This window comes from Paraburkholderia gardini (assembly GCF_907164575.1).
Classification (GTDB): domain Bacteria; phylum Pseudomonadota; class Gammaproteobacteria; order Burkholderiales; family Burkholderiaceae; genus Paraburkholderia; species Paraburkholderia gardini.
Genome location: NZ_CAJQYY010000043.1, coordinates 17,082 through 33,305, shown reverse-complemented (window position 1 = coordinate 33,305; position 16,224 = coordinate 17,082). Strand labels below are relative to the sequence as shown.

Genomic DNA, 16,224 nt, shown 5'->3' with positions numbered 1-16,224 from the left:
TCTGGCTCAATCCGGAGCGCATGCAACCGGCAGAACTAAAGCAGTTCGCGTGAAGTGACGCGACAAGTACGTTGACAACCGCCGCTCTTGCCCTGTTTGTGCTTCAATGGACTCCTGGAGACAAATCCGCGAACTGCACAGGTAATCAGTTCTTCATATATTTGAACTGGTGATTGGAATGACAAGGAACACGTCTGTCGCACTTTGCATTGTGACGTTGATAGCCGTTGTCGTTAGCGTAGATTTATTGTTCTTTAAGAATCGATTCTGGGAACGGCTGATAGTGAACATCGGCATTGTCATGGTGTTTGCCGCCTTCTATTTGAGATTCCTAAAGAGTCCGTAAGCTAAGCGCCGCGGCACCCACTGGTTGCCGGATAACCGCATCGGCGGCCGGTCTGGACGCAACGTCCGAATCATCGTGCCGCGTTCTCTGCCAGCCGCACCTTGCCGCCGCCGGAACCACGCATTGCGAAAATTGTCTATATCAGAATGTCGCCCTTTTTGTGGGGGATCTCAAATGGCTGCCACGCAATCAGGGGCGCTGCCCCTCTCCGATGAGGACTCCCGGCGCCAGCTGCGCCGCGCCGTCATCGCAAGCACGGTGGGTACCACGATCGAGTGGTACGACTTCTTCCTCTACAGTACTGTGACCGGCCTGGTTTTCGCGAAGCTGTATTTCCCCGGTTCGGACCCACTCGTCGGCACACTGCAGGCTTTTCTGATTTATGCCGTCGGCTTCATAGCGAGACCGGTGGGTGCCGCCATTTTCGGCCACTACGGCGATCGCATCGGCCGCAAGGCCACGCTGATCGTGACGCTATTACTGATGGGACTCGCCACGTTTGCCGTGGCCTTTGTTCCGACCTATGCGACGATCGGCATCTGGGGCGCTGTCGTGCTTACGGTGCTGCGCTTCATCCAGGGGGTGGGTGTCGGCGGCGAATGGGGTGGCTCGGTCCTGATGTCGATGGAATGGGCGCGCACGAACGCGCATCGCGGTTTCGTCGCCTCCTGGCCGCAGTTCGGGGTGCCGGCGGGACTATTCCTGGCCAACCTGGCCGTGCTGGCCATGAGTCAGATCTCCGGCAGCGGTTTCCTCACGTGGGGCTGGCGCGTACCGTTCTTCCTCAGCATCATACTGGTCGCGATTGGCCTCTACATCCGCCTGAATATTCTCGAGACACCGATCTTCGCGCGGCTCCTGGCTGAGCGCAGAATCGAGAAGACGCCGATGCTCGAAGTGTTGCGCCGCCAGCCGAAAGACATCCTTCTCTCGGCCTTTTCACGTATGGCCGAACAGGCGCCTTTCTATATTTTCACGGCGTTCGTCTTCACCTATGGCGTCACGACGCTGGGCGTGTCACGCGACCTGTTGCTGATGGCGGTGCTGGCGGCTTCGGTGCTCGAATTCTTCACCATCCCGTTCTTTGGCCACGTGTCCGATCTGATCGGGCGGCGTCGGATGTATATGATCGGTGCCGCCGTCGTGGGCGTATTCGGCTTCCTCTATTTTGCGATGGTCGACACCCGGGACCCGATGTGGATCTTCGCCGCCATCGTGCTCTCGCTGGTACCGCATTCGATGTTGTACGGTCCACAGGCGGCCCTGATCGCTGAATCCTTCACGGGACGGCTGCGTTACAGCGGTGCGTCAATGGGCTACCAGCTGGCTTCGGTCATTGCCGGCGGCCCGGCACCGCTGATTGCGACCGCGCTATTCGCTTACTACCATTCGGGCTATGCCATCGCGGTCTATGTTCTGGCGTGTGCGGTGCTCAGCCTGATCGCCGCATCGATGCTGGGTGATCACACGAACAAGGACATCTCGCGCGAATACGACGATGCGCGGGCCATGGGCGATAGCGAGAACGCCAGGCCGGCCGCATGATTAACCCGTTTGCCGCAGCGTACGTCCATACGCCGAGGTAAGTCGTCAGGCCGGGTTCAGCGCGCCCGCCTGGTGGCGTTGACGCGGCGGCCCACGAGCCTGGCCTTGTTGTGCACGCTGGTGAAGAGATCGGCCTCCGACCTCGGATGCCATGATCTCCAGTTCGCTTCGGTCCGAAAATCCCGGGGCAGATCACAGGTTCGGTTTATCTGTCGTTCGACGTGCGCTTTCGTCGAGAAGACGTTCGAAGAAATCGATGCCGCCCATCTGACCGCCTTTGAGTGCGATCTCGATGCCATCCAGTTCTTCGGCGTCGGCATGTAACCGGCACATCGCGACGCCTTCCGCGATTGCGCCGATGTAAGACAAACCCCATCCCCCGAGTGCCTGTACCGCAAAGCTGGAAGTGTCGCCTCCCGCGATGCAGATTCGCCTTAACGTCATCGACATAACAACGCGCCGCACCAGTGCCGCACACGCGCGAGTCGTGTCGTCGCGACGGTTCGAAGTCTGATCGAACGCCCGGCTGGTAAACGTCAGGACGTTTTTTCCGCTTCGCAACAGCGTCACAATGTCGTCGAGATACCGGTCGAGCGAACCGGCGTCCACCTGGGCTGGATCGATCTCAACCCTGGAATACGAATGGGCGGCGTCGATCTGCCTGCTCGTCGTGGGCGAAAGACTGCCTGCGAATACAAACACCGGACCGGACGAACGCTGAACCTGGAGTGCCGCCGCCGGCGATGCAATGGGTACGCTGCTGTCCGCGCTACGCGTCGCCATGGTCCACGCCTGCGCCACACTGCTGGGACCCACCGCGAGCAAGGGAACACCGGCCGATCGTTCAGCCAGCAAGCGGCCGATCGGGGCGAGATGGGCGTCGTCCAGAACGTCGAAGAGCACGGCCGGACAAGCCGATTCGATGTGCCCGTTCACCTGCGCGTCGAGACGGCCGGACGTCGAGGTGTAATGGCGCCAGTCGATCAGGCCCATGCCGGGCAGCCCCTGATCCTGCAAATGAAGTCGCAGGTCGGCCTCCAGCATGGGCGTCGCGGGATGACGGCTCATCGTCGGATGGCGATCGATCCGCAGGACGGGCGGAGCTTCTCCACCTCCCGTCGACGAACCGGCGGCGAACAGATTGCCGAATGCGCAATAGCGCTGCAGTCCGGGCTGCCCACCGATGACAGGCACAAGCGGATTCGGGAAGAATCCCCGCAGCGTCGACACGGCTGCACCGATGCTGCCAAGCGCCGGACTGCTATCGAACGTGGAGCAGACCTTGTAATGCAGGATGCGCACGCCCAGTTCCGCGAAGCGGGCGCCTGCCCGCATCAGCGCCGGTTTCATCGCCGGCGGCGCCATCGCGCGCGCGGCACTGGCTACGCCGATCGCGTCGAGCGGGCCGGCGGCATCGAGCTGGGCATCGGTCGGCGGCTGAAAAAACAGCATCGTTCTCAAGCCCGCGCGCGCGAGATGGGCAAGCGTATCCGTCGCGCCGGTGAAGTCGTCGCCATAAAAGCCGTAGGCCGGACCGTCACTCATACACGCGCACCGAAGAATTCGAGCGCGGTCCGCAATTCGGGCGCGTCGTGTGAAAAGCGTTCGAGCGACACACCGTTCTGCACCGCCGACCACGCCTGACGCACGCTCAGGACGCCCGCAGCGGGACCATCCGGATGCGCAAGAATGCCTCCGCCTGACATGAACAGGAGGTCGTCTGAACCCATTGCGTCGAACGTGGCAGGCACGGTTCCGGCCCATTGTCCCGATGAAAACGCGGGCAACACCGCATCGTCGACACCTTCGGCGAGTGGCGTCGCGCAGTCTCTGGCCGAGTCGATGACTTCGCGGTCCGCCTGCGCGAATTTTCCGCTCAGACCATGAACGTGCATATGGTCGACCCCCGCAAGCCGCCACAAGGTTTGATACGCCTGGAATGACATCCCGAGCGATGGATCGCGCGACATCATGCCGAACCCATTTCTATGCGCATGCAGAACGAGCGGGGTAGCTCGCCGCAACGACTGGATAGCCGAGAATCCGCACCAGTTGACGCTCGCCATCACACAACCGCCGCCTTCGCGTTCAACCAGATCGGCGTGGCGGCGCATGGCGTCGAGATCGTCGGTAATGTTGAATGCGACCATGACGTTGCGGCCGGTACGGTCACGATACGCGCGCACTTCCTTCATCACCGCCCGGATACGCTCGTCCAGCGGCGCATGGTCCGGGTTCGCGCAGACTTCGTCATCCTTGATAAAGTCGACGCCCGCTTCGCACAAGGTCTTGACCAGACCCGCCGTTTCGTCCGCGCTCATGCCGACATTGGGCTTGATGATGGTTCCTGTCAGCGCGCCGCTCGCCACACCCGTCAACGCCCGCGTTCCGGCAATGCCCTGTGCCGGCAGGTCGAAACGCTTCCGGTACGCAGCGGGAAGCCGGATTGCCAGCAATCGCATGCCCGTGACTTCACCGAGGTCGTATAGATTGCCCGCGACGGTCGCGGCCAGCGTCGGCAGATTGGCGCCGATGTTCGCCACCGGAAAAGCGAGCGTGACCTGCGCCCGGCGCCATGGTCCCGTCACGCCCTGGCGGGCCAGCGCGGCGCTCGGCAGGCTCGGGCGGTGCGCCGGTCCGAGCTCGACCACGCGCGTGACGCCTGCACGACTGCGGGCGCGTAGTGCATCGGTTTCATTTGCCACACGCACAAACGTGCCGCTCGATTGCTCGCCCGCCATGATTTCGGCGACGCGCGCAGGATCGAGCGGCGTCTCGATCAGGTAGTCGGCCTCGATCAATCCGTCATCCCCGTGCGCTGCGTTCATAGCCTGCTCAATTCAGGAAAAGGCCGCACGGCATCACGTCCATCCCAGTCGAGCGACGCTGCATGAATCAGTTCGAACAGTTTGCCCTTCGGTCCGGCGATTTCCGACAGTTCGATCACCGTTCCCGGATGACTTTCCGTATCGAAGTACACGAAGCGCCCGTTCCTGCCGACATTGCCGCTCATCGCCACCTTGAAGCCCTGGCGTTCCAGGCGTTCGAGATCGGCATCGAAATTCGTCGTCCAGTAAGCGTTGTGCTGCAAGCCGGTGTTGCCGGCGGCGAGGAAATCGCGATACATGGACGGCGCGTCGTTGCGCGTCTGGATGAGTTCGACCTGGAGGCTCCCGGAATTGGCGAGCGCGACCGAGTTATGTACGTCGTAGGACTTTCCGCGATACACATAGTCTTCGATGGGCACACGCTCGTTGTAGAACCAGGGACCGACGCCCAGCACGCGGCTCCAGTGATCCATCGCCGCTTCGATATCGCGCACGACATAGCCCGCCTGGCGAATCTCGCCAAAATAACGACTCATGAAAATACTCCGGAGAATTAAGGCTTCAGAGAAAGCCGGTCGACAGCCACGGCACGGCGGCGACCAGAATCAGGCCGGCAATCAACGCGCCCATATAGCCGATGATCGGCCGCATGCCGGCATCGGGGTTGACCTTGCTGATCGCGCAGGCCGAGTAGTAGCCGACGCCAAAGGGCGGCGAGAAGAGGCCGACGCCCATCGAAAGAATGACGACGATCGCGTAGTGGATCTCGTTGATACCCGCGAGCCGCGCTATGGGAAAGAGAAGAGGGCCGAACAATACGATGGCGGGAATGCCTTCCAGCACGCTACCCAGCAGAATGAACACCACAATCGATAACGCCATGAATGCATACGCGCCCCCGGGCAGATGCATCATCAGATCCGCGAGATCCTGTGAGAATCCGGACTGCGTGAGCGCCCACGCCATCGCCGTCGCGCAGCCGATGATGAAAATGATCGCACCCGACAACGTGGCTGCATCGACCAGCATGCGCGGAAGTTTTGACCACTGGAACTGGCGATACACGAATACGCCTATGACCATGGCGTAGACAATGCCGATCGTCGATACCTCGGTTGCCGTCGCGATCCCTTCGACCACAGCCGCGCGGATCACGAACGGCAACGCGAGCGCCGGCAATGCGACGAGAAACATTCGCCCCATTTCACGGCGGCTGAAGCGCTGCACGTGACGCAGATCTTCTTTCCGGTAGCGCATCCACACGACGAAACACAGCGTGACTGCGAGCACGATGGCAGGCAGCATGCCGGCCGTGAAAAGCGCGGAGATGGACAGGCCGGTCACCGAGCCGATCGTGATCAGCACGATGCTGGGGGGCACCGTTTCCGTCTGGGCACCCGCCGTCGCCAGCAGGGCGACAAGATCGCCTTCGTTCGCGCCGCGCTTTTTCATTTCAGGAAAAAGGACCGGAGCAATCGCGGCCATATCGGCGACTTTCGAGCCGGAGATGCCTGAAACAAGGTACATCGTGCCGATCAGAACGTAAGACAGCCCGCCATGAACATGACCGACGAGGCTGGCGAGAAACTGGATCATGGCTCGCGCGAGGCCGGCCATTTCGATCATCAGGCCCAGAAAAACGAACAGCGGCACGGCGAGCAGGACAAGGTGCGACATGCCTTCGTCCATCCGTCCGACTATCACTTCGAGCGGCGTGTAGGTCGTAAGACCGAGATAACCGAAGGTTGCGAGCGCAAACGAAAAGCAGATTGGCACGCCGGAAAAAATACCGATCGCCACCACGCCGACAAAGAAAATGATCAGGTTCGCTTTGCCGAGTTCGAGCAGGGCAGGCGCGACCAGCGCGATCCCCGCGGCGGCCACGGCGCAGACACCCAGTGCAATGGCGATGTCGCGCATGCGGCTGACCTCGAACAGCCGGATCAGTCCGACGAGGAGCATGAGTGCGGCGCCGACGGGCAACGCGAGCGCGCGCCACGCATTGCTGATCTGCAGGGCAGGCGTGACGATGGCCGCTTCGCCCGTCGCATAGTCGAGCGCCGGAACGAACACAAGGACCAGCACCGCCACCGATAGGGTGATCGCAAGCGTGTCCACGAACGCACGCCCCTGCGGTGACAAACGGCTGACGAACGCCGTCATCCGCATATGCTCTCCGCGCCGCAGCGCGAGGACGGCACCGAACATCGACAGCCAGAGGAACAGGATGCCGGCGAGCTCGTCGGACCAGACTAGCGGCTGGTGGAGCGCGTAGCGGCAGATCACACCCGCGAACAGCACGAGCACTTCGGTCGCGAGCAGGATTGCGCACACCCCTTCGACCAGCACGATCAATGCGCGATCGAAGCGCTTCAGCCAGCGACGCGGGCTGCTGGCCAGTACGTCAGCGGACGCGGAACCGGCCGTCAAAACGTGGTTCGCCATGTTTTTTTTCTCCGGCAGGATAGCGGGCAACCGGGCATGGTCAAGCCAGCTTGCCCGTATAGCTCTCCAGAAGCGACCATGCCTGATCGCCAAACTTGCCTTTCCATTCAGTGTAGAAATTCGCCTGACGCAGCGCTGCACGGAAGGTATCGGGCGCGGGGCGATTGATCGCGAGGCCTTTGGACTGCAAATCGGCGACGGCGGCTTCGTTGAGCTTGCGCACATCGTCGCGTTGCCTGAGTGCCGCCTGATCGAACGCATCCGATGCGATCGACTGGAGGTCTTTGGGAAGCCGTTGCCACGCACGCTGGTTCAGGACGAACCAGAAGCCGTCCCAGATGTGATTGGTCAGCGAACAATACTTCTGGACTTCGTACAGTTTGGCGACCTGGACGATCGGTAGCGGGTTTTCCTGCGCATCGACGATATGGGTCTGCAGCGACGAATACACCTCGCTGAACTGCAAACTCGTGGGCGAGGCGCCGAGACCCTTGAACATGTCGATGCTGAGCGGACTCACGGGCACGCGAATCTTCAGGCTGTGCATGTCGGCCGCAGTCGTGATCGGACGCGTGCTTGTCGTCGTCTCGCGAAAGCCGTTGTCCCACATCTTCGGAAACGATTCGAGGCCGGCTTTCTGCATCGCCGCGCGGACGTATGCGCCGACCTTGCCGTCCATCGCGGCCCAGACCTGATCGTAGTCCTTGAACGCGAAACCGATGGCGTTGATCGCCGCGACCGGCGCGAGCGTCGACACCACCAGCGCGGACGGCGTGAACATTTCGATGCCGCCGCTGCGCACCTGCGCGAGCATGTCGGTGTCGCCGCCCAGCTGATTGTTCGGGAATATCCGGATCTCCATCCGTCCCTTCGATGCTTCGCGAATCTGGTTCGCGGCCTCTTGCGCGCGCACGTTCAGCGGGTGCGTCAGGGGCAGGTTGTTGCCGTACTTGAATACGAATTGCGGCGCATCGGCGCGCGCGATGAGTGACGTGCCGGCCAGGCCCGCGAGCGGTGCGGCGACTGCGGCGCGCAGCAGCGCGCGGCGGGTGAGATGGGTCATCCGGTTGTCTCCGATTATTTGATATTTGATGTAAACCCGGATCCCATCAAATCCCATCAAGCCCGATGGTTTCTTGTCGTGCAGGCTTGAATTTTCATGGGTACCTAGCTTACCCTTGCGGCAAGACTAAGGACGGCGTCCATCGCTGTCAAACTCACAAAATGATGGTTTTTGATGGTTTCTGAGGATCATTCAACGCCTATGTCAGACGCGTCATCGAGTCCGCTTGTCAACGCGCGCGCGCGAATTGCCGATATCGCGGGGGCCGCCGGCGTGTCGACGGCAACCGTCGATCGCGTGTTGAATGGCCGCGACGGTGTGCGCCCCGTGACGGCGCAACGCGTGCTTCAGGCGGCCGCGAATGCGGGTTACCTGATCGAGACGGACAAGCCCGCCAGCGAGGCTGCCAAGCCGATGCGCATCGTGTTCCTGATGCCGGCCGGGACGAATCCCTATCTGCGGATGCTGGGCGACTACATTGAATTTGCGCAGGCACAATGGGCGGCTCAGGGCATGAAGTGCCGGGTGCATTACGTCGAAAGCTTCAACCCGGCGGAGCTCGCCCATCGTCTTCTGTACTATGGGCCGCGCGCGGACGGCGTGGTGTTCATGGCGCTGGAACATCCGCTCGTGCGCGATGCCGTCGATACGCTTGCTGCGCAAGGCGTGCCCGCTATCACGATGATTTCGGATCTGTCGAACGCTCGCAGGCTGGCTTATGTCGGTATCGATAACCGGTCGGCGGGACGTACCGCTGCACTGTTGCTTGGCCGGTTTTTAGGGCCGCGTCCGAGCGGCAAGATCGCCATGCTGGCGGGTAGTCTGAATTACCGCGGGCATGAGGAGCGGGAGATCGGCTTCCTTCACCTGATTGAATCTTCGTTTCCGAACGTACGCGTGCTGGGACTCAGGGAAGGGCATGACGACAGCGAGCGCAATTACGATCAGACGCGCAATCTGCTCGCGCAGCATCCCGATCTGGCGGGAATCTACAACAGCGGTGGCGGCTCTGAGGGCGTGGCGAGGGCGATCGTGGAAGCCCGGCCCGAGCAGAAGATTCTGTTCATCGGACACGGGCTGACGCCCGATACGCGCGCACTTTTAATCGATGGAACCATGGACGCGCTTATTACCCAGACGCCTCAGGCGATCGTTGGCAACTGTCTCAGGATTTTCAATAACGTGCGCGAAGGACGCGACACCGCGAACGGCGTCAAGCCCATTCATTTCAGTATCGTGCTGCGCGAGAATTTGCCGTAGCGGATCGTGGTTTGCCTACCGGGCGTCGCCAACGTGCCGCGTCGACACGACCGTCTGACCCGTTTGACGTTGGCTCGACCACGGCGTCGCTTCTCCGTCGTCTTCGCCGAGATACGCGTAGCGACCGTGGCGCGCACTTTTCAACATGACGTCATCAGAAAGAAGCTGTGCAATCAGATACGTTGTCATCGCGCCAAAAGACAGCGCGGTAATCAAGGCGACGATAAGTAGTTGCATACGAAATCCCATTGGTTTTGGCTCATTGTGGTCGTACGCGCCCATAGAGTCCAAGACCGGTTTAGAATCACGTCAATAAGTAAAACTTATAGGACGCGCGTGATACTCCGTCATATCCGCTATCTGCTTGCGGTCGCCGAACATCGCAATTTCACGCGCGCGGCCGACAGCCTGCATATTTCGCAGCCCGCGCTGTCGCAGCAGATACGCCAGCTGGAGAGCGAGATCGGCGGCCAGCTGTTTGATCGCAGTGGCCGCGTGGTTCAACTGACCGACTTCGGAAGCGCCTACATCGAATTCGCGCGCCGCGCACTGCTGGACCTCGAAGCCGGGCAGCGTGCGTTGCACGATGTGCGCGATCTGTCGCGAGGCCATTTGCGGCTCGCGTTCACGCCAACGTTCACTGAATATCTGGTGACGCCCGTGATCGAGCGTTTTCATGCGTCGTATCCAGGCATCACGATCGAGATGGCGGAAATGTCGCAGGAGGCCATCGAAGGCGGTTTGAGCGATGACCGCATCGATCTGGCGATCGGATTTACGGACATCCGCTCGGACGATATCGAATCGGAAGCGCTGTTCCAGGAGCAGATAACGCTGGTCGTGAGCAACGATCATCCCGTCGCGCAACAACGTTCGCCCATTACAGGCCGAAAGCTTGCGACACTTCCGCTGGCGTTGCTCAGCGGACAGTTCGTGTCGCGCTTTTTCGTCGACAGCTACTTCGAGTCGCACGGATTCAAACCGAACGTGGTGATGCAGGCGAATTCGATCAGTGCGTTATTGAAGATCGTACGCAGAGGCAAGGTCGCGACGCTCCTGCCCGGCGCGCTTCAATATGAGCATCGCGATCTGAAATACGTGACGATCGAGCCGAAATTTCCCTCGCGAACCGTGGCGCTGCTTCGGCGCAAAGGCGCTTACCAGACCGCGACCGCCACCGCCTTTTCCGCCACGCTCAAGGCGTTGCTGGAGACGGGCGCCCTGTCTTCGCTAACCACGGCGAGCTGAGTTCATCGATCTGCTCACGCTTTCGCGTGGCCGGCCTCAGGCGTTCTTCCCAAGTGCCGCGAAGCTGATCGTTCTTGCTTCGCAGGCACGGGAAAAATCCACGTCGTAACTTGAGAAGAAAACCGTGCGGCTTTGCGACAGCGTCTTGAAGAGATCGATCAGCACAGCACGCGCGGCGGCATCGAGTCCTCCGACGGGCTCATCCGCGATGACGACTTTTACGTCGCCCAAAGCGGCCGCCGTCAGGAACATTTTCTTCCGCGTGCCAAACGACATCTGCTCGAAGCGCTTGTCGAGATGTGTCGTCAGGCCAAAGCGACCGGCGAGTTCGAGTGCGTGGACGGTGAGCGCCGTCTTGCGCGTCGAAGCAATGCCCTCAAGATAGGCGTGCCCGGTTTGATCCGGATACGTCATGCAGTCTTCGGGGATACAGGCGATTGCGGATCTCGCCTCGACGGGTGAGTCGCGCATGGAATGGCCGCCGATCCAGACTTCGCCCCTGTCGGCCTGGATCGTGCCGGCGAGGATGCCCAGTAACGTCGACTTGCCACTACCGCTTTCATCATCCAGCGCGATGCATCCTGAGCCGGCGCTGAAATGCAGCCCCTGAAAGAGGATGCGCTCATCGTAGCGCTTGCAGAGGTTTTCGAATCGAAGCATGAGTTGCGATGTCTGTCAGACGGAAATTTGCGGTGCGCGACTGACGTCCGTTGCGATTCGCACTGGAGCGGCGCGTGTTTTTTGTGGCGGGCCGTATCCGCGCGAGTGTAACAGTCGCGCGAATGCAATCCTGATTCTCCGGCACCACGCCCGAAGGCGTGGTGCGCAGCACACTGGCTGAACCCGCTGAAGCCGATGAGCGCGCAGCGCAGTCTGTTCCGCTAGAATGGGCCGACCCTTAATCAGTCGTTCGTTCTGGACATCCCCAACGTCATGTTGCTGCTCATCAAGCTGGCCCTTGCATCCTTTCTACTCATCGGTCTGGTGTGTTTTCTGTGTGTGCTTCCGTTCAGGTTGATGCGACATGTCAAGGCTCTGGGCGCTCGCGATGCCCAAACCCCCGTATGGATCACGTTGATCGATTTCGCCGGCACGCTGGTGCTGTTGTGGGGCATCGGTCACGGTCTCTTCGAGTGGAGAATGACCGATACGTTCGACCCCCGGCATCGACTTTTCATTGTTCTTTCAGGCGCGTTACTGATTGCGCTGGCGTCGTGGCTCAAGGCGCGACGACGCGTGAAATGAAGCGCGCAAGCCGGCGCGGCCCGCTCCTCGACGGGCGACGCCGCGCCGGTTTTTTCGATCCAGCCGAAATGACGGGGTCAATTCGATTTTGAGTGGTGTGAGACGATTGAGCATGAAATTGATGTGTTGAAGCATTAGTAAACTCACTTCATCTGCCTAAACTGACTCCCATGCCATACGACATGGCTAGCAGATGAAACCCAACACTCAAGGAGTCGATCATGTCCCGTCTTTCCACTCTCAACCCCGCCGAAGCAACCGGTGCTACCGCCGACCTGTTCGCTGCCATCAGGAAGGCCGCCGGCAAGGTGCCGAACGCGTACGCCACGATCGGTACGCATAGCCCCGAAGGTCTTGGCGCGATGCTTGCTGTCGACGCTGTCATCTCGCATGGCAGCCTCGAAAAGGCCGACATCGAAACCATCAAGCTCGCTGTCAGCGAAGTAGCGGGTTGTGATTACTGTATTGCCGCGCACACCCTGATGGGCAAGTTTGCAGGGCTTTCGCAGGAAGCGATGAAGCAGGTCCGTGCCGGCGATGCAACCGGCGACGCAAGGCGCGACGCGCTGGTGCGCTTCGTTCGCACGCTGGTGGATACGCGCGGCACGGTGCCGGCCGCTGAACTCGACGCCGTGCGCGACGCAGGCTACAGCGAGCGCCAGGTCATCGAAATCTGTCTGGCTGTCGCATCGATCACCTTCACGAACCTCGTGAACCGCGTGAACGACACGACGCTCGATTTCCCGGCCGTCGCATAACGGCGTAACGGCACAACGGTCGCAACCGTCAAGGCCGCACGGCGAGCCTCACCGGCATCGAACTGGGCACCATCGTGAACGCGGAGATTTCCTCGATGGTGTCCGGGTCGACCGCGAGGTCGACCGTGAAATTCGCCATCAGCATCGACAGCACGAGCCGCATTTCGACGCTGGCCAGATGCCGTCCGGGACACACACGCGGCCCCGCGCCAAACTGCAGATACGCGCGCATTTCATGCGCGCCGTGCGCGGCATCGCGCTGACGCAGCCAGCGATCCGGGTCGAACTTCAGCGGCTCGGCGAAATTGCGTGCATCGAGCATCGCGGGCCGGTTCAGAAAGAAGTGTTTGCTACCCGCTGGCAGCGACACATCCTGCAGGCACACGTCTTCCAGCGGCTCGAACGAATTGATCGCGGCCACGGGTTTCAGGCGGCTTGCCTCGGTACATACCGCTTCGAACAGATCCAGCGACTTCAACGCGCCGTAGTCCGGACAGATGGGCGATGCGCCCAGCGCCGCGCGGGCTTCACCGGCCATGCGCTGTTGCAGCGGCTTGTCGTCGGCGAGGTAAAGCAGCGCCCATGCAATCGAATTGGCGGTGGTGTCTTCGCCCGCGAGCAGCAACGTGAGTACGTTGGCGGCGACCTGGTCGTCGGTGATGCCGGAGTCGGGCTGGTCGCGCATCATCAGCATCGCTTCGAGCAGATGCCGCGGCGTTTCCGACGGGTCGTCGCGCATATGGGCGCGCGCGCGTTCCATCATCTGACGGACATAGCGATGCACCTCGACCAGTGCGCGGTCCACGCGCCGGTCGCGCGGCAGGCGTATGTAACGCCAGTACGGAAAGGGCGCGTTGATGCGCGTCATCAGCATCGGGAAGATCAGCGCGAGGTGCTCCTGGATCACGCCGCGGTTTTTTTCGATCGTATGCGGGTCTTCGCCGAACGCGAGCGCGCTTGTCACGTCCACCGTGTAGCGCTTCAGGTCTTCCGTCATCTCGACGACGCTGCCCTGCTCAGCCGCGCGGGCCCAGCGCACGCGCAGGCGTTCGGTGATCGCGGCCAGCGTCGGGTAGAACGCCTTGATATGCGGAATCGACAGCGCCTGCATGACGAGCCGCCGTTGCGGCTCCCATGCGGCGCCTTCGGCGGAAAAAAGGCCATTGCAGCCGATTTCCTCCAGCACCGATTCGAGCGTCGCATACCGGCGATAGCGGTGCGGCCGCTCGCGCATGATGGTCTGGCAAAGCTCGGTATCGGTCCAGACGGTAACGGGCATTCCGGCTATCTGGAATCTGAACGGCGTGCCAAACTCTTCGGCCCAGCGCTCCAGGATCAGATGGAGCTTCGCAGGCGCGAGCTGATGCAGGTTGCCGATCAACGGCAGGCCCTTCGGGCAAGGCAGATCGGCGATCTGCCGCATGCGGGTCGTGTGACCCGTCGCTGCATCCACATCCATGTTGTAGCCCTCTCATGGCGGCGCCTGCGTATCGGGCGCATCGCTCCAGTTAAAGAGAATAGAACATTGAACCACGATTGCCGATGGTCTTCGGAACACCGCGTGCCGGCGCGCGGCGAACGTGTGCTGGCGCAATGCAGGCAGAAAGCGCATGATCCCAGGACGTGGCCGCGGACATATCGCCGTTACCCGGCAGGTACAGCGATATCGAAGTGGCGCGCCATGTCATGTCAAAGGTCGGCCGTTAGGCGCGGGCGGGTCGGTTCAATGTCCGCGCACCGGCTGTATGTTCACACGTCCTGGGAGGGATCCAGCATGGAAAAATTCGACGCCGCCAATCCGTTTGGCGAATTCACCAAAATGCTCGAGCAGTTCAAGCTGCCCGGCTTCGACGTGCCCGCCATCATGGAAGCGCGGCGCAAGGACGTCGAGGCGCTCGTCGCAGCCAACCAGACAGCGTTTCAGGGCATGCAGTCGCTCGCGCAGAAGCAGGGCGAAATGCTGCGCACGACGCTGGGCGAATTGCAGGCGCTGGCTTCCGCGGGCGGTGCCGCATCGCCGCAGTCAGCCGAACTTGTGCAGCAGACGCTGCATAAGGCGCTCGCGAGCATGCAGCAGCTTGCGCAGGCCGCCTATCAGTCGCAGGCGGAGTCGTATGCGGTAATCCAGAAGCGTGTCGAGGAAAACGTCGAGGAACTCAGGACGTTGATGCAACAGAAGAAGTAATCGCGCGCATCCGTCATCGCGCGGGTCACACGGAGAAAGGCCGCGACAGTCTGACTGTCGCGGCCTTTCTTGCATGTACCGCTTACGACGCGTGGTTAGCCACGTGCGATGCAATCACGCGATGCACAAAGCGCAGTTTGTCGATGACGGGCGTCGCCAGCGCGAACGGATAGCCGTCCGCCACGCCCACACTCCGGTTCAGGCTGTTCAGCACGTTCGTCAGCGGAAACCAGCGCTTCACGAGGTTATCGAAGCTTGCATCCTCGACGGGCGTGGTGTCCTTGAGTGTCGGTTCGTCGGGGCTGTCGGGCAGCAGCGCAAGGCCGTACGAAGCGGCCGTATCCAGCGCATCGACGATCAGCAGATAGTGCCCCCACGTCTCGGACCAGTCCTCCCATGGATGCATGGTGGCGTACGCGCTGATATACGCGTTGCTCCAGTCGGCGGGCGGCCCGTTCCGATAGTAGGCGCCGAGCGCTTCGCCGTAGTCGGCCCGCTCGTCGCCGAACAGCTCGCGATATGGTTCGACCCATCGGGTGCCTTCGATCAGGCGATCGAAGAAGTAATGCCCGCTCTCATGCCGGAAATGCCCAAGCAGCGTGCGATACGGCTCGCCCATCGCACTGCGCACCCGCTCGCGATGGGCGTCGTCGGCTTCGGCGATATTCAGCGTGATCAGGCCGTTGTCGTGGCCCGTCATGACCCGCTTGCCGTCGCCGCCATCTTCGAGAAATTCGAACGCGAGGCCATGATCAGGGTTGCTTTGCCGCGATTCGACCGTGAGCCCCAGTGACGCCAGCGTGTACAGCAGCCGCCGCTTGGCGGTTTCGAGGCGAAACCAGTACAGCCGGTTGTCCGGCGCGCTCAGGTCGGGAATGGTATGGGTGAGCTGGCAGGCGGCGCACAGCGTATCGGGGGAACCGGCCGGGATCATCCAGTTGCAGACTTTCTCGACCGCGAAGTTGTGGCACTGGCGGTATAACGTGCGCCCGGCGCGCGGATGCAGGCTGCGCCACTGGCCGTCGCCGGCATCTTCGAAGGCGCTGATTTCGGTCAGTTCGGGCACGTAACCGAGCAACGCGTTGCAGCGCTCGCACAGCACGTTCTCGAAGAACACGAACTGCGAGCATCGGTTGCAATGAAAGGTTTTCATATGCTTTTACGGCAGAGGAATGGAAGACGGAGCGGTAAACCAGAACGCGCCATTCGACGCAATCTCCGTGCCGCGACGTGTCGCCGAACATTTCTTTCTCACGCATTATGTGCATGATGGGGCATGAGCGCTGCGCTGCTTTGGTGCG

General features: G+C 61.4%; 15 protein-coding genes. 6 read left to right on the top strand and 9 right to left on the bottom strand.

The genetic code is table 11. The annotated features are described in order from the left end of the window. Window positions 1–520 precede the first annotated feature (520 nt). A complete protein-coding gene (locus LPA34_RS25645; RefSeq protein ID WP_228983693.1) occupies window positions 521–1,891 on the top strand; it encodes an MFS transporter in 1,371 nt (456 codons plus the stop codon). 192 nt (window positions 1,892–2,083) lie between these two features. Here the strand turns inward: LPA34_RS25645 and LPA34_RS25640 are convergent, their stop codons facing one another. Genes LPA34_RS25640 through LPA34_RS25620 form a run of 5 tightly spaced genes read right to left on the bottom strand, consistent with a single transcriptional unit; the run spans window position 2,084 to window position 8,227 of the window. Continuing rightward, complete coding sequence (locus LPA34_RS25640) at window positions 2,084–3,436, bottom strand: four-carbon acid sugar kinase family protein (protein ID WP_228983691.1); 1,353 nt, start codon at window positions 3,434–3,436, stop codon at window positions 2,084–2,086. Then, on the bottom strand, window positions 3,433–4,719 hold the full coding sequence (locus LPA34_RS25635) for a ribulose-bisphosphate carboxylase large subunit family protein (RefSeq protein WP_228983690.1): 1,287 nt from the start codon (window positions 4,717–4,719) through the stop codon (window positions 3,433–3,435). Before LPA34_RS25635 ends, LPA34_RS25640 begins: the two co-directional genes overlap by 4 nt. Next, window positions 4,716–5,255, bottom strand: a complete 540-nt coding sequence (locus LPA34_RS25630) for a VOC family protein (protein WP_228983689.1) — start codon at window positions 5,253–5,255, stop codon at window positions 4,716–4,718. The genes LPA34_RS25635 and LPA34_RS25630 overlap by 4 nt, the downstream gene beginning before the upstream one ends. Before the next feature lie 25 nt (window positions 5,256–5,280). Further along, window positions 5,281–7,164, bottom strand: coding sequence for a TRAP transporter large permease (locus LPA34_RS25625; protein WP_228983688.1), 1,884 nt, complete (start codon window positions 7,162–7,164; stop codon window positions 5,281–5,283). A 40-nt stretch (window positions 7,165–7,204) separates the two neighbouring features. Further along, complete coding sequence (locus LPA34_RS25620; RefSeq protein ID WP_228983687.1) at window positions 7,205–8,227, bottom strand: TRAP transporter substrate-binding protein; 1,023 nt, start codon at window positions 8,225–8,227, stop codon at window positions 7,205–7,207. 201 nt (window positions 8,228–8,428) lie between these two features. Between LPA34_RS25620 and LPA34_RS25615 the strand changes: the two genes are divergently transcribed. Next, window positions 8,429–9,487: a LacI family DNA-binding transcriptional regulator gene (locus LPA34_RS25615; RefSeq protein WP_228983685.1), complete on the top strand. Its 1,059-nt coding sequence runs from the start codon at window positions 8,429–8,431 to the stop codon at window positions 9,485–9,487. 15 nt (window positions 9,488–9,502) lie between these two features. On the opposite strand, the gene LPA34_RS25610 is transcribed toward LPA34_RS25615, so the two are convergent. Further along, window positions 9,503–9,769, bottom strand: coding sequence for a hypothetical protein (locus LPA34_RS25610; RefSeq protein WP_228983683.1), 267 nt, complete (start codon window positions 9,767–9,769; stop codon window positions 9,503–9,505). Window positions 9,770–9,823: 54 nt separating this feature from the next. On the opposite strand from LPA34_RS25610, the gene cynR reads away from it, so the two are divergent. Then, entirely contained in the window at window positions 9,824–10,735 is a 912-nt protein-coding gene (gene cynR / locus LPA34_RS25605; RefSeq protein ID WP_228983680.1) for a transcriptional regulator CynR, read from the top strand. 36 nt (window positions 10,736–10,771) lie between these two features. On the opposite strand, the gene LPA34_RS25600 is transcribed toward cynR, so the two are convergent. Then, complete coding sequence (locus LPA34_RS25600; RefSeq protein WP_228983678.1) at window positions 10,772–11,395, bottom strand: ABC transporter ATP-binding protein; 624 nt, start codon at window positions 11,393–11,395, stop codon at window positions 10,772–10,774. A 273-nt stretch (window positions 11,396–11,668) separates the two neighbouring features. On the opposite strand from LPA34_RS25600, the gene LPA34_RS25595 reads away from it, so the two are divergent. Together LPA34_RS25595 and LPA34_RS25590 are read left to right on the top strand one after the other, a co-directional pair. Continuing rightward, window positions 11,669–11,980 carry a hypothetical protein gene (locus LPA34_RS25595; protein WP_228983676.1) on the top strand — a complete coding sequence of 104 codons (312 nt, stop codon included), beginning with the start codon at window positions 11,669–11,671 and terminating at the stop codon, window positions 11,978–11,980. A gap of 221 nt (window positions 11,981–12,201) precedes the next feature. Then, on the top strand, window positions 12,202–12,738 hold the full coding sequence (locus tag LPA34_RS25590) for a carboxymuconolactone decarboxylase family protein (protein ID WP_228983674.1): 537 nt from the start codon (window positions 12,202–12,204) through the stop codon (window positions 12,736–12,738). A 28-nt stretch (window positions 12,739–12,766) separates the two neighbouring features. Here LPA34_RS25590 and LPA34_RS25585 read toward each other — a convergent pair whose 3' ends face one another. After that, window positions 12,767–14,197 (bottom strand): cytochrome P450, encoded by a 1,431-nt coding sequence (locus LPA34_RS25585; RefSeq protein WP_228983673.1) that lies wholly within the window; start codon window positions 14,195–14,197, stop codon window positions 12,767–12,769. A gap of 315 nt (window positions 14,198–14,512) precedes the next feature. Between LPA34_RS25585 and phaP the strand changes: the two genes are divergently transcribed. Continuing rightward, window positions 14,513–14,923: a phasin family protein gene (gene phaP / locus LPA34_RS25580; protein WP_228983672.1), complete on the top strand. Its 411-nt coding sequence runs from the start codon at window positions 14,513–14,515 to the stop codon at window positions 14,921–14,923. Window positions 14,924–15,005: 82 nt separating this feature from the next. Here phaP and LPA34_RS25575 read toward each other — a convergent pair whose 3' ends face one another. Next, a complete protein-coding gene (locus LPA34_RS25575) occupies window positions 15,006–16,076 on the bottom strand; it encodes a zinc-binding metallopeptidase family protein (protein WP_228983671.1) in 1,071 nt (356 codons plus the stop codon). Window positions 16,077–16,224: the final 148 nt, after the last annotated feature.